The sequence below is a fragment of the Paenibacillus sp. WLX2291 genome (genome assembly GCF_046603665.1).
Lineage (GTDB): Bacteria > Bacillota > Bacilli > Paenibacillales > Paenibacillaceae > Saccharibacillus.
Map to the genome: position 1 here is coordinate 3,217,083 of NZ_CP176755.1, position 14,247 is coordinate 3,231,329.

Consider the following 14,247-nt stretch of genomic DNA (forward strand, 5'->3'; position numbering starts at 1 on the left):
TTAGCTTTTATTTCCCACACCAAATATATATAATTTTCAATTGCGCTCTAACATAACTGAAAGATGAAAAGAGATACTTTTTAGTATCCCTTTTCATCTTTCATACAATTTATTAGCTAATTTAATCGAAAAGCACATAATTATATTTTACATGTTTATTTATAGCGATTAAAAGCCTTATGATCTTCTACAGGTCTTTCTGGATTTATAAGAACCATACTATAATCAAAATTCGGTACTAAGTCTGGTTTATGACGTCGTAAACTCTTACCATCCTCCATAAAAGCTTGTTTTCCTAAATATTCTTTTACTGATTCTCTGATTTCTTTTGGAATATCTTGATAAATAGATTCTGTCAATTGAACTCCTACTATAGAATCTGAAATGTCATGAATTTTGTAAGCAGGTGTATTCAATAATTTCTTATGACCAAAAAGTTTCACGTATGGTTCTCCGAAAATATTCAACCACTCCAGATGTGGATAGCGAACTTCTAAATTAATAGGATCTGATTTAAATTCATGCATTATTTTTATACATCCATATACAGGTTTGAGCAGTTGAATATACTCTAAACACAAGTTCAAAAAACCGGGAAATCCATCTTTTTTATTTAAGCGTATAGCATTTACATCAATATTCATAAAATTGAAATGTGCATATTGATTCTTAGTCCATGAAAATTGAAATTCGGCTTTACATTGTTTATTTCTTTTGGCTAAAAATTCTCCTGAAGCCGCCACATTTCTATTATGTGGTAATACATTTACTTCTTCATTCATCCAAGTATTTATCATTAAATCAATTTGGTCCCAGTTAATTTTTTTTCTTAATGGTTCACTTCTGTCAAATTTATCTGGAGAAATTTCTGAATTCTTATTCATCAATTTGATGCATTTCTTTGCTATTTCTTCATTTTGCAAATCTTCTAGCGTCATTAAATAAAAACTAACGATAGAATTTTGATTCATTTACTTCACCCCAATTTGAATAATATTAACATTCATACTTTTAGCTTGGTTCAATAAATTTTTTAAGATTTTCACATTGCCACTTTCGGTAAATCCGCGTTGGTTATAGTTCATTGGCGTTGTACTTCGTGTACTACATCATTCTTGTATCGATAGCTTCAGGCGGATGCATAAGACGGTATTATATTTAGTGTCATAACAACTCTTTAGAAGTTTGCTTTGAGCGCCATACACGCTTTATGTTCTATTAAAAAACCTTGATCAAGTATGGAAACTTGATCAAGGTAAATGATTGAGTTTTACATCAAATAAACTTCTCCCAAACTTCAAATGAAGACAATAAATTTTTTTTAGAATCTCCATCTGCATATGAACTACATATATTAGTAACAATGGTAGGCGGATGGAGTGGTCCACTTTTAAATTCTTTTATTGTAGGTCTGTTTATATAAACATAAGACTTGGGTTTTGTCACAAATCCCCACTTTAAAGAAGGATATTTTTTTATAAATACTTCACCAAAATAGATAGATACATCTACTGCTAATGCAATAGTAGGAGTATCCAATTTCCAATTTTGAATATCTTCAAAGATCCAGGGAGGTAATGTATCCTGTAATTGTTTTGTTTCATCAGGCGAATAAGGCACTGTGTTAATGCGCATTTTCAGCCAGTTCCAGAGTGGTACTAGAGATTGAGGGGTCATATCAAATTGTTCTATTTTTTCAACCCCTGACTCTTTCATTACATTTTTCAAAATTTCTAATCTGGATGGGATTTCGCTTACAAACCATTCAAAATGTTGCTGAACTTGTTTTTTGTTCATTTTTTCAAAATGTACAACTTCGAATGGCGGAGTCATAATTGGATATTGAAAAGCCATTTTTTTCCTCCTGTTATTCTCAAATCAAACCTCTAATTTTTTATTGGTGTTTACATAGAGTATACTGGATGTATTATTCTTTCAAATCATTCATGAATAACATATTTAATTCCATTTTGAGTTAGCAATTGAAGCAATCTTGGATCCGCCCCAATTTTACTAGTTACTCCACTTCTTAGAAAATGCCATGTATAATTTTTGACACTATCATTAGCTACGAGTTCCGCATCTTTCAAAATTTGTGTTTCAGCCACCTGCGAGTATTTAACATAACCAACTTTTGATTCATAGGCCGAACCCTTAACAAGAACATCTATAATACGAGTTCCCATGCTTGTTTTAAAATGTTGCTGCAATTGATTTTCACCAGTAGCTTTTGCTAGACTTGCTACAAAGGCTTCTCCTGCTAAACCACCATAAAAAACTTGTCCATTTGCTACGGCAACAGCAGTTTCTTCAGCAACAGCTGTTCCATATAATTTCGATATTGCTTTTGATATTACTGCTTTCCCTACTCCTGCCCCTCCTGTAATTGCCATATCAAATAAAACACCTGTCCAGCTATGATCTGGATGAGCACCATCATTATCATAAAAAACACCTATTTCGTTACCGTTACTAACAATTTGATCTCCATCATGTAAATAGTCTGATTCAAAATTGCCTGCTTTGGTAGAACAATCGCCAGGATGAGCATTTTTACCATCAGAGGAAGCACACCAATTACCAGTAGGATCAGCATGAATTAGTGTATTATTATGCACATACGTATATACATTTAAACTTAGTGGATTGTTTATTTCTCCTTCATACGTATCCTCATTCAAAAATCGTCCTTGAGCTGGATCGTAATATCTCGCCTTCAGGTAATACAATCCCGTCTCCGCATCATACGTTTCACCAGCATACTTAAACTCATTGCCTACCGTTTCTTTCTGCTGTGTGAGACTTCCCCACTCATCATACTGGTAGCTGTTGACGACACTTCCATCCGTGGCGATCATCTGTACGACATCTCTATGACCGTTATACAGATAATAGTAGTCCTTCTGGTTCGTCAGATCTTTCTTCACCAGTACTCGATCCCCGCGTACATAACTGGATACCGTTCCATTACTGGCTTTGTCTCCAATCACCTGATCGGCACCATTATAACTGTACTGCGTCACTTTACTACCCGTTGTTTTCTTAAAACGTAAGCCATCGAGCAGGTAGTCGAACAGGGTTTTGGCTTTGTAGGTCGTGGCGGAAATGAGCGTGTTTTGCAGATTGTATCGGTAATTGACCGCTGTCTCATCTGCCAGATCACGGGTATCACTTTGTGTCAGACGGTTGCCGCGCAGATCATACCCGTATTGCGTTTCACTGCCATCGGTACGTTTTTACGCTACTCAATCGGTTCAGCTTGTCATAGCTGTACGTGGAGGTTTGTGCTGCGGCATTCTGCACTTGCTCAGTAACTGCTGTGATATTGGCGTTATTGTCGTACTGGTAGCTTGTTGTCCGCGCTCATCGTACGTGTATTTCGCTGTTGTTCCATTGCGGTCGATGAGTTGTTCGGTTAATCCGCGTTGGTTATAGTTCATTGGTGTTTGACTTCGTATACTACATCATTCTCGTATTAATAGCTTTAGGCGGATAGCATCATAGCAATTCTTCAGAAATTTGTTTTGGGTGCTATAGAAGCTTTATGTTTCATTAAAAAACCTTGATCAAGCATCGAAGCTTGATCAAGGTAGACTACTCAATATGTCAGCTAAATAAATTTCTCCCAAAATTCAAATAAAGATAACAACGTTTTTTCTGATTCTCTATCTACATATGAAGTGCACAAATTAGTAACGATTGTAGGCGAGTGAAGTGGTCCTTTTTTAAAACCTATTACTACAGTTTGATTAAAATAAACATGAGATTTAGGTTTTTTCAAAAAATCCCACTCTAGTGAAGGATATTTTGTTATGAACACTTGGGCAAAATAAATAGATACATCTAATGCCAATGCAATCGTAGAAATATCCAGCTTCCAGTCTCTGATATCCTCAGCTATCCATGGAGGTAATCCATCCTGTAATCGTTTTTTTTCATCAGGAGAGTAAGGTACAGTATGGATACGCAGTTTTAGCCAATCCCATAGTGGTACTAGGGATTGAGGGGTCAAGTCAAATTGTTCTATTCTTTGAACACCTGAGTCTTGTATTGCATTTTTTAAAATTTCGATTCTTGATGGGATTTCGCTTACAAACCATTCAAAACACTGTTGAGCCTGTTTTTTATTCATTTCTTTAAAGCCTATAAATTCAAATGGTGGCGTCATAATTGGATATTTAAAAGTCATTTTTTCCTCCTGTTATTTTAAACTCAAATCTCTGTTTTCTTTTGTTGATTTCTAAATTCAGTATACCGTTTGTATTATTTCCCAAAAATCACTTGTGTATAATATACTTAATGCCGTTTTGAGTTAACAAATCAAGTAATCTTTGATCCGCTCCAATTTTTCCTGTCACTCCGCTTCTTAAAAAATGCCATGTATAACTCTTAATGTCACCTGAACCTAAGATTTCTGCATCTTTTAAAATTTGTTTTTTGGCAACCTCCGAGTATTTAACATAACCAACTTTTGATTCATAGGCCGAACCCTTAACAAGAACATCTATAATACGAGTTCCCATACTCGTTGAAAACCGTTGTTGTAATTGATTTTTTGCTGTAGCTCCTACTGCGCCTGCTACAAAAGCCTCTCCGGCTAAGCCGCCATAAAATACTTGTCCGCTTGCTATTGCAGTAGCAGTTTCTTCAGCAACAGCTGTTCCATATAATTTCGATATTGCTTTTGATATTACTGCTTTCCCTACTCCTGCCCCTCCTGTAATTGCCATATCAAATAAAACACCTGTCCAGCTATGATCTGGATGAGCACCATCATTATCATAAAAAACACCTATTTCGTTACCGTTACTAACAATTTGATCTCCATCATGTAAATAGTCTGATTCAAAATTGCCTGCTTTGGTAGAACAATCGCCAGGATGAGCATTTTTACCATCAGAGGAAGCACACCAATTACCAGTAGGATCAGCATGAATTAGTGTATTATTATGCACATACGTATATACATTTAAACTTAGTGGATTATTTATTTCTCCTTCATACGTATCCTCATTCAAAAACCGTCCCTGAGCTGGATCGTAATATCTCGCCTTCAGATAATACAATCCCGTCTCCGCATCATACGTTTCACCAGCATACTTAAACTCATTGCCTACCGTTTCTTTCTGCTGTGTCAGACTTCCCCACTCATCATACTGGTAGCTGTTGACGACATTTCCATCCGTACCGATCATCTGTACGACATCTCCATGACCGTTATACAGATAATAGTAGTCCTTCTGGTTCGTCAGATCTTTCTTCACCAGTACTCGATCACCACGTACATAACTGGATACCGTTCCGTTGCTGGCTTTGTCTCCAATCACCTGATCGGCACCATTGTAACTGTACTGCGTCACCTTATCACCAATTTTTTTCTTAAAGCGCAAACCATCTGGCAAATAATCCAATGTCGTTTTACCATTATCATTCGATACAGATGTCAATGTATTTTGTAGATCGTACACATAGCTTCCAGACTTCGTAGAAGGCAGTGTCTGCGTATCGGTCAACACTTTGCGATTGCCACGCAGATCATACGTGTAGGTCGATTCGCTTCCGTCTGCGCGTTTGACGTTAACCAGACGACCTAACTTATCGTATCCGTAATTTGACGTTTTCGCATCGCTACCTTGCTGCTGTTCCTGTACAGTCAGAATATTTCCGTTTGCATCGTACGTATAGCGGTACAGCGATAGCGTAGTTCCTCCGCGAGTATTCGTCAAATCAGTCAAACGATTTAACGGATCGTAATTCATGGTTTCTTTTAATACGCTACCGTCCGACAAGGTAGGGAAAGTAATTTGCTTAACCTGTCCCAGCGGTGTGTAGTCATATTGTACATTCGCTGTCGCTACGGTTGTACGAGTACCCGATCCATCAGTTTGAATCTGCGTCAAACGCGATTTGTTGTAACCATATTGAGTCACAAAACTACTACCTGCTAACTGATTACTCTGACGTTGAATGCGATCCAGCGGATCATAGTTAACGTTTAGGCTTGCTTCGTATCCACTTCCACTTGAGGTAAGTTTGGTAATGCGATCTAGTTTATCGATGGTGCTTGTTTGGGTCGCTGTTTGGGTTCCATTCAAATACAATTCGTGTCGGTCAGACAATAGATTGCCATCACTACCAAAGATGCTTTTCGTTTGTAGTGTTGATCCGTCTTTACCTTGCATCAATGCACTAGTACGTTGTCCGCGCTCGTCGTATTGATAGGTTGTAACCGTGCCTTTACGATCAGTTTGCTGGTTGTTCAAACCGCGGGCATCATAGGTTAAACTGGTTTGCTTTCCGGATGTGCTTGTTTTGCCAGTGAGTTGACCCAGTTCATTGTAATTTTTTGTGTATAAGTTTTCACTTTTTCCAGTGTTATCGCTGATAATAACACTAGACAATCCGCCCAAACCATCATACGTATAGCGACTAGATTGATCTATAGCATCTTGTACTAGCGTTAAGCGATTTAACGCATCATACGTATACGAAGTGGTCACGCCATTACTGTTATGATTGCCGTTAGGATCATTGTAGCTTAGGACATTACCAGCTAGATCATAGGTGTAACTTTCCTGAATCGGTTCATTACGGGAAGCACCATCTTTGAAAGCGACAACTTTGATTTTGTTACCGTCATTATCAAAGGTTTGTTCAACTGTATTTAGACGAATACCAGGATCGTTCGCATTCGCTTTGTAAGCTGAGACGTTGCTGGCTGCAATCGTAAAATGGTTTACTTTTTGCTGTGTAAGTTGATTATCCGTGACGTATAAATTCCCATCTGCATCCGTAAATTGCTTTTGCTGATCCCATGCATCGTAAGCAGCAGTCTGTGTATTACCTAGTGCATCAATGGCATACACCGCACGTCCTTGGTCGTCGGGATGATACTGCGAGCGCGTCCAGCCATTGCTGTCATTGTAGGTTTCCATGACGCGCAGGAACCCAAATCCATCATAATAAGCGGATTGACGATTCAACATTGTAATAGCACCAGTAGCTTTATTCGTATATTGACGAATACCATCCACGCGTAGCGTCAGAATCCCTGCATTGGTGCTATCCGCTTCAGTACTGTACACTCGATTCGTATACGCATACTGATCTTCAATACTATAGACGGTGCCATCCAAATTGGTCATCGACGGCTGAACGACTTTGACGGCACGTCCCAGTGCATCGTAGGAGGTTGTCGTTTTGTTCCCATCACTGTCGGTTTGCTGAGTTAATAGCCCTGTTCCAATATTATAGCTCATCGTTTGACGAACGGTTTTGATAGTTTTGTCATTGTTCGTAAAGATAGTAGTTTGCTCAGTTGGATACGCGTATCCGTAATCTGCGCCGAAGGTCGTTGTGACTTTGGTGTTGATACCATCGCGAACTCGTTTTTGTTCCGTGACCTTTTGAATCTGGTTGGCATTTGCCGCAGATGCCTCATAGATGTAGCTGGTCGTTTCGCCCGCTGCATTGGTGGTACTTTGTAGGCGACCATTACCAGTATAGGCATATTGTTCGCTGAGGGCAGCACCGCCATTTTGATACCAGGTTTTGCTGGTTGCTTGATGATACTTTGGTTCATACGCATAGCTCACGGTGTGGAGCGCTTTCGTGTCCGCATTATTGTAATCGTTTGGTACCAAAGCAGCCGTTTCAGACTGAGTGCCTCCCCAATCCGCATAGACAATATCTTTGTATCGAGTGACCGTACCACTGCTGTCTTTCAGGATGGTTTCCATCTTGGTTGGGTTATACTTGTAAGTCGAGTCGAAGGCTTGATAGTTAGTTGTCGTTTCCTCCCCTTGATCCGTACGTACTTGGGTCTTTAGCAATTGGTGCAAGCCGTTATAAAGATTAGTAATCGTTTTTTCTCCTGAAGCTGTATTACTTTTTATATGTGCAGTTTGCGAATACTGATACAACTCTGGTGTAGGTGCACCCACATTATTGTAGAGGATCGATGCTTTTGTATAATCACCATCATACGTATAGTCAACGCGATTCATGATTGTGCCTGCACTATTATCCGCAAGTAGTGGTGTATCATAACGCGAACGGATACGATATTCTTTACCATCTCCCCCTCGTCCCTCGACGCGATCAGTTTGTTCATATTCATACTGCGTTGATGACCGTGGCGATGTGACGGTATGTAATAAGAAACCTGGATCAGAGATATAGTTATCTTCACTTTTGTATCGAAGCTGCGCCTGCACTTGATCGTAATCAAAAGTTTGTGTTTCTTGTGCATGATTCGTTATGCTGTGCAGCAGAGGAAAATAGCCTTGATCTTGTCCATTTTGGATAAGTTTGACGCGGCTTTTGGTGTACACGACTTTTTGCTGAGGATGTCCCTGTGGATCCAAGACGGTGACAATAATACGTTCCCCTTGGAATTCGTCACCTTGATTCAGCGTCGTTTCATAATCAAATGTTACCTTACGTCCTAATGTATCGGTGATATAGGATGGAACAAATCCACCCCACCCGGGCGTCACATCAGAGTTCAATTTACGATCCTGATAATGATAGGTCAGCGTATTACCATAGCGATCGACCTTACCAATCATCAACCCAAATGAAGAGAAGTATTCTTTTTGACCGTTGGGATGCTTCATTATAAAACAAGTACTTAATTCACCGTTACTAAACTGCTGATCTTGCGGGATCGCTCGTATAAAGGTAAGTAGTACGCCACTCTCTTTTTGAACAATGGAGTCATTGATATTCCCACCTGTATCGACGTTATAAATTTGTCCTGTACTGGAATGGTAGAACTTTGGATTAACATTGCAGTTCATACCTCCGCCCTCAACGGAAGGAATTTGGAAGGACCAACCCATACCTAGATCATTATGCTCATGCATATAGCTCCGCTTAAGCAGATACGCCGTTCGTTTTTTGGTAGACTTGCGCAGATAAGGTGACGTATTGGAAGAATCATACGTTACTCCGATATCTAAATCTAGCCCATCTCGTCCAGGCAGGTGAATCTGTGTAGCACTCCAGGAGAGATCACCGGTCGAACTGCTTATATTTTCACTATTCCCTGTTCGTTCCGCATACTCTTGCTTACCAAGATCACTGATTTTTTGAGCATAATCGCTATCGTCTAAGGCGCTGCTAAGTGAGGCAGACAGCGATGTAGAGTTACTCCCTTTCAATTTTGCTGCTAAAAAGGTAGCCTGATAAAGTGAATTCCCCGAAACGGATGTAGTATTTAGAATGTCTTTCGTCTGGCTGGTAGCAGGGGCATACACATCTCCTGTTACAGAAGCGAGAGATGCGATGTATTTTTTTTCGAGATCTTTCCATTTCATGTGACTCTGCTGATGTTCTTGCCACAATTCATTCCCACTATGTCCACTCAGGCGCATCAAATATTCGATCCAATAAATATCCAGCGGCTCGGCTCCCTGTTGCAGCAGCAGATACATGCCTTGCTCGCCCAATTGGGTGGTTGCTTCTTCATCCGAATTCGTAGGCGGGCCTTCTTCGTCCTCTTGAGCGAACGTAGAAAATACGGATGAGCTTGGATCCTGATGCGACTCATCCAGATCTATAATCTTGTCTTCCAGTAGTTGCATCTGAGGATCCGGTGCTTCATAGACGTCTTTATAAACGCTATTGACAACAGTCGTCCATGCATCGGGTTCGATGTTAGAAGATGGGGCTACTTTACTTGGTGGTTGAATCGAGCTTAGTGTTTCCTTCGTCTGGGTTTTGGAAGGCTGTGCTGCGGCTTGAGCGAATGATATATTGGTGTTGAACACAAGCAACATCGCTAAAAGCCACAGCAAGACTTGTTGTGTAATTCGTTTTTGATATCGAGACACGTGGTTATCCCCTTTATACAAACTATATTGTTATACCTCAAATATACTTGCCCATCTTACAAACTTATAGGTGCGCCAATCATTCTCGAATACGAAGTCACAACATTCGATTTGTTAATGATTTTGATTTCAACAGTATGAAGACGATAGCCTGGTACTAGTTGATTTTTCCCTTTTTTGTTTTTTGAGTAATATGGTGTTCCGTCCGTTGTAATATTAATATTATCTGCGTAAAATCCAGAAACATGGTTGTTGTAATCAGGATAGGCATTGTATACGTCTTCGCGTGATCTTCCCATATAGGCTCGACCATGATACACATCATCCACATAGACATCAATTCGTTGAATGCCAACGGGGTCTAAATACCAGCCAGACAATGTTATGCCTCCCTTAGCAGATGGAACCGAGCTAGCCCAAAATGTGTCTAGATAATACTGAATGGGCAGTCCTACTTTTGTTGGAATAGGCGTAGGCGGTGGTACAAGTGTTAGATCTGGATCTGGAACTGGTTCCGGTATTGGGGCAGGAGTTGGTATGGGCGTCGGCGCTGGTATTGGGGCAGGAGAAGCCGGGTTCGTAATACTGCTGTAATCTCCTTTTTCAACAGATTTATTAATCATGTTACCGTTATCATCGTAGCTTAATGTCACCTTCTCATCGCGACTATAGATTGTAGTCAGACGTCCATCCGCATCGTATTCGTATATTCGTTTCGCAGCATCAGCTGCGTATGTATGCGTACTCCAGACGGTAGACAACCCTAGGATTAGGCTACATGCCGTTACGATGGATTTTTTGACGATTCGTCCTCTCTTTTTTCTCGTATAGCTTCTCTCGTTCTTCGTCGCAGAATGTTCTGCTTGTCCCGTGTTTCTCAAAACAACGCCTCCATTTGACTTGCACTCATCACTTCGGAATGATTTCTATTTGTCTATGTTTATATAGAAATTATTCCTTATAAAAGTGATTGCTAAGTAATTATAATAGAGGTTTACAAAAATGAATATATTCGACTTCATGAAACTTTTTTATGTATACAAACCATCATATGGAATTAGATCAATTAGGTTCCATTCATCAATTATATTCCTCACACCGACATCTATATTCTCCCTATTCCATTTCAACCATCCACAGTATATTTTTGCGCAAACCTTTATTCTTTTAACTCATTCTTTTTTACCTTTAAATCTATGATTTTTTGAGCGATCACTGTACAATCATTCACACTTTTCGAAAAATCTTCTTCAAAATAAACTGTAAACACATGAAACAACTGGTGTGCAAGCTCATCGACAGTCGTTGTAAGATCTAACATCTCCAACACTTTTTGCACTTCGATTGAATATTCATCTGCTAGCAGCGGATAAATGTCTATCGGATTCCATTCGTTTATGATCTGAGTAATATGTTCTCGCATCAGTTACGCTCCATTCTTCGCAATCTAATCATGACGCTGCGCCACATTCACAACCACTTTTTTGCTTCCCCAAGCAGTACCAATCAAGCTTCCTTCAGCATGTATAACAAGTACGTTTCATTAACTTATTATGTAATAATCTATCTCATATTACATCTTCCCTTCCTCTATTGTACAGTTGAAAAGCTCCTATTCCACAGAATAAGAGCACTTCACACCTATACATACTTTTGCAACCATTTTACTCCCGTTGTTCTTCTGGAAATCACGCAAGCAACCATCCAGATCACTACCGCAACGAGAATTCCAGATTCTCCTGTCCACAAGAACGCTTCGCTTCCTTTGGATATTGCGTCAAACACATCTTGAATAATAGCGTTCCAAGCAGCATGGAAAATGACAGCAGGCCAGATGCTACCTGTTTGCAAGCGAATATAGCCGACCACATATCCCGCAGATGTAACGGTCACCATGAACAAAATCAACGACAACGCAAGATAAGGTCCATTGTAATAAGCACCAGCAAGAATAACAGGCACATGCCACAATCCCCATATAATTCCACTGACCAGTAAAGGATAAGGAACTTCAGCCCGAATCAATGTCGTGAGCATATACCCGCGCCAACCAAGTTCTTCGCCAAGACTACTCAGCATCCCAATCGCTGTGCCTACACTCATTTGAAAAAGCAGCAGCATTCCAAAATGCACAGCAGGAGCAGCAACGATGGAAGAAACCGGAATTTCAAGGTCAACCCATCCGGTCATCCAAGCGGTTCCGTATGCGAGCAACCCGACCAATACAGGGAAAAATAGTGATAGTACAATCAACTTCCATGATCGGCGCATATTCAAACGTAATGAAATATCTGCGATGCCCTCACGCAATACGATGCGTGTCACAATCGATGCCAATCCCGGTGCACACATGAAAAGTGCCCCTCCCAATGGATAGCGATACCCAATAGCCAGAATAAAGCCTGTAGCCGACAACAACACCAGTAATACAAAGAACAACATTAATCCGCGCCTTGCTAATTTCTTGTCTACGTCTGAGCGTTTGCCATCTACTTGCTCCGCTTTACTTGTTACATGGTAATGTTCAGTCATTCCAATCTCCTCCTACATGCTTGATACATAAGCTATCGTTAGCAATATAACAAAGGATACATAAGCATCAAACATGCTGTAGTCTATAGTTGATACTAGGCTTTGGTCGAGCTGGCATTCCGCTTACAGATGGACTTGTATGTACTGGGGAAATTTGTATGATCATTCATTTTAAACAAATACCTAAATCGTTAAGTCACAAAATACAAAACCCGTGGTAAAATAGGAACAAACGTTCCTATAGGAGTGATAATCATGCATATCGACTATACCAAGCTTCCCAACTACAAGATTCTCTGTGTGGATCTGAAGTCATTCTATGCTTCGATCGAAGCCGTCGAGATGGGGCTTGATCCGCTTCATGATATGGTGGCAGTCGTGGGCGATATTACTCGGCGTGGCGGAGTCGTTCTGGCAGCTTCACCTGCGCTAAAAGAACGTTACCAGATTCAAACTGGTAGCCGTTTGTACCAAATCCCGCCAGACCATCGTATACATATTGCCAAAGCTCGCATGGGCTTATATTTGGAAAAGTCGATGCAGGTCACCCACATTTATCACCGTTTTGCTCCTCTTGAAGCGATCCAAATCTACTCTATTGACGAAGCATGGATCAATGTGACGGGTGCCGAAAATCTTTTTGGGCAAAATGGCATCCCGGCTACAGCCCGCGATATAGCGATGATGATCAAGCGTGCCATTTACAAGGAGCTAGGATTGCTTGCTGCTGTCGGCATCGGTCCGAACAAATTTCTGTCCAAAGTCGTACTGGATAACTACGCCAAACAAACAGGTCTTGCTTCTATTCACTATTCGCACATCAAAAAGTATCTCTGGCCGCTGCCCGTGCAGCAAATATGGGGTGTCGGTCGGCGCATGCAGCTTCATCTGAATCGTATGGCAATCTTTACACTTGGCGATATTGCCAAGGCACCCCTGCGTATTTTGAGCAAACGCTTTGGCATGATAGGAGAGCAGTTGCATTATCATGCGTGGGGCATTGACCATTCGCCCGTCATCGTCGATCCATTCACCGAAGCACGCAAAGGATTCAGTCACGGGATTACACTCATGCGCGATTACCGACATGAAGAAGCGGCAGTTGTCATTTATGAGTTGACTGATATGCTCGCTCGTAAGCTGCGGCAGGTGCATGCAGCAGCATTTACAATTTCTCTGTCGCTACGCTTTAGCCGCCGAAATGACGTGCCTTCCTTTCGTAAATCGACTTCCCTGTACTCGGCAACCAATCTGTCGAAGCCACTGTACCTTGCCTGCATGGAGCTGCTGCTTCAGGATCAGACGCATGCGCCGATTCGCCATATTCATGTCGGCGTGAGCAATATGGTACATCAGGATGCTATTCAGGTTGATTTATTTGACGGCATTCATCATAACAAGCTGTATCGGTTGGGACAGACGACGGATCAGATTATAGATGAATATGGGAGGCGTGCGATTATGCGAGCGGTATCGTTAACACAAGCTGGTACATGGATGGATCGTTCGTTTAAATTAGGAGGGCATGATGAATAACGAGTATCAAGATCGTGGGAACAAAAAATGGAGTGCGATGCTGCTACCCGAACATCGGGATCGTTTGCGGCAAATGGCTGAGGATGAGCGAAAAGTGAAGCGCCCTTCGTTGGACGATGATCAATGGCAAGAGCTGAACCATCAGTTGCAGACTTGTTTGACTGGGCAATATCAGGTGCGGATTGTTTATTTTGAGCGGCAAGCATGGGTGGAAGCGATCGGGAGTATTAAAAAGTGCGATATGTTGGAGCGACTTCTATATATGTTTAAACACGATGCACAAGTCATTACAATCAGCTTACATGATATTCAGACCATCGAAATTATACACTAATGCTTTATG

10 protein-coding genes are annotated in these 14,247 nt (G+C 40.8%); 2 read left to right on the top strand and 8 right to left on the bottom strand.

The genetic code is table 11. From position 1 onward, the window contains the following. Positions 1 to 155: 155 nt before the first annotated feature. The 8 genes from ACDE64_RS13745 to ACDE64_RS13780 form a co-directional block, all read right to left on the bottom strand. Complete coding sequence (locus tag ACDE64_RS13745; protein ID WP_411347181.1) at positions 156 to 971, bottom strand: hypothetical protein; 816 nt, start codon at positions 969 to 971, stop codon at positions 156 to 158. 304 nt (positions 972 to 1,275) lie between these two features. Then, complete coding sequence (locus ACDE64_RS13750; protein WP_411347182.1) at positions 1,276 to 1,854, bottom strand: hypothetical protein; 579 nt, start codon at positions 1,852 to 1,854, stop codon at positions 1,276 to 1,278. A gap of 86 nt (positions 1,855 to 1,940) precedes the next feature. Continuing rightward, on the bottom strand, positions 1,941 to 2,990 hold the full coding sequence (locus ACDE64_RS13755) for an RHS repeat-associated core domain-containing protein (protein WP_411347183.1): 1,050 nt from the start codon (positions 2,988 to 2,990) through the stop codon (positions 1,941 to 1,943). 620 nt (positions 2,991 to 3,610) lie between these two features. Then, positions 3,611 to 4,189, bottom strand: a complete 579-nt coding sequence (locus ACDE64_RS13760) for a hypothetical protein (protein ID WP_411347184.1) — start codon at positions 4,187 to 4,189, stop codon at positions 3,611 to 3,613. Between the two features lie 88 nt (positions 4,190 to 4,277). Continuing rightward, on the bottom strand, positions 4,278 to 9,836 hold the full coding sequence (locus ACDE64_RS13765) for an RHS repeat-associated core domain-containing protein (protein WP_411347185.1): 5,559 nt from the start codon (positions 9,834 to 9,836) through the stop codon (positions 4,278 to 4,280). Between the two features lie 56 nt (positions 9,837 to 9,892). After that, positions 9,893 to 10,216: a hypothetical protein gene (locus tag ACDE64_RS13770; protein WP_411347186.1), complete on the bottom strand. Its 324-nt coding sequence runs from the start codon at positions 10,214 to 10,216 to the stop codon at positions 9,893 to 9,895. 779 nt (positions 10,217 to 10,995) lie between these two features. Continuing rightward, positions 10,996 to 11,259: a DUF1871 family protein gene (locus ACDE64_RS13775; protein WP_411347187.1), complete on the bottom strand. Its 264-nt coding sequence runs from the start codon at positions 11,257 to 11,259 to the stop codon at positions 10,996 to 10,998. A gap of 218 nt (positions 11,260 to 11,477) precedes the next feature. Then, entirely contained in the window at positions 11,478 to 12,368 is an 891-nt protein-coding gene (locus tag ACDE64_RS13780) for a type II CAAX prenyl endopeptidase Rce1 family protein (RefSeq protein ID WP_411347188.1), read from the bottom strand. Positions 12,369 to 12,623: 255 nt separating this feature from the next. On the opposite strand from ACDE64_RS13780, the gene ACDE64_RS13785 reads away from it, so the two are divergent. Both ACDE64_RS13785 and ACDE64_RS13790 read left to right on the top strand, forming a co-directional pair. Next, positions 12,624 to 13,904 carry a DNA polymerase V gene (locus ACDE64_RS13785; protein ID WP_411347189.1) on the top strand — a complete coding sequence of 427 codons (1,281 nt, stop codon included), beginning with the start codon at positions 12,624 to 12,626 and terminating at the stop codon, positions 13,902 to 13,904. Beyond that, a complete protein-coding gene (locus ACDE64_RS13790; protein WP_411347190.1) occupies positions 13,894 to 14,238 on the top strand; it encodes a YolD-like family protein in 345 nt (114 codons plus the stop codon). Before ACDE64_RS13785 ends, ACDE64_RS13790 begins: the two co-directional genes overlap by 11 nt. The last annotated feature ends 9 nt before the right edge of the window (positions 14,239 to 14,247 follow it).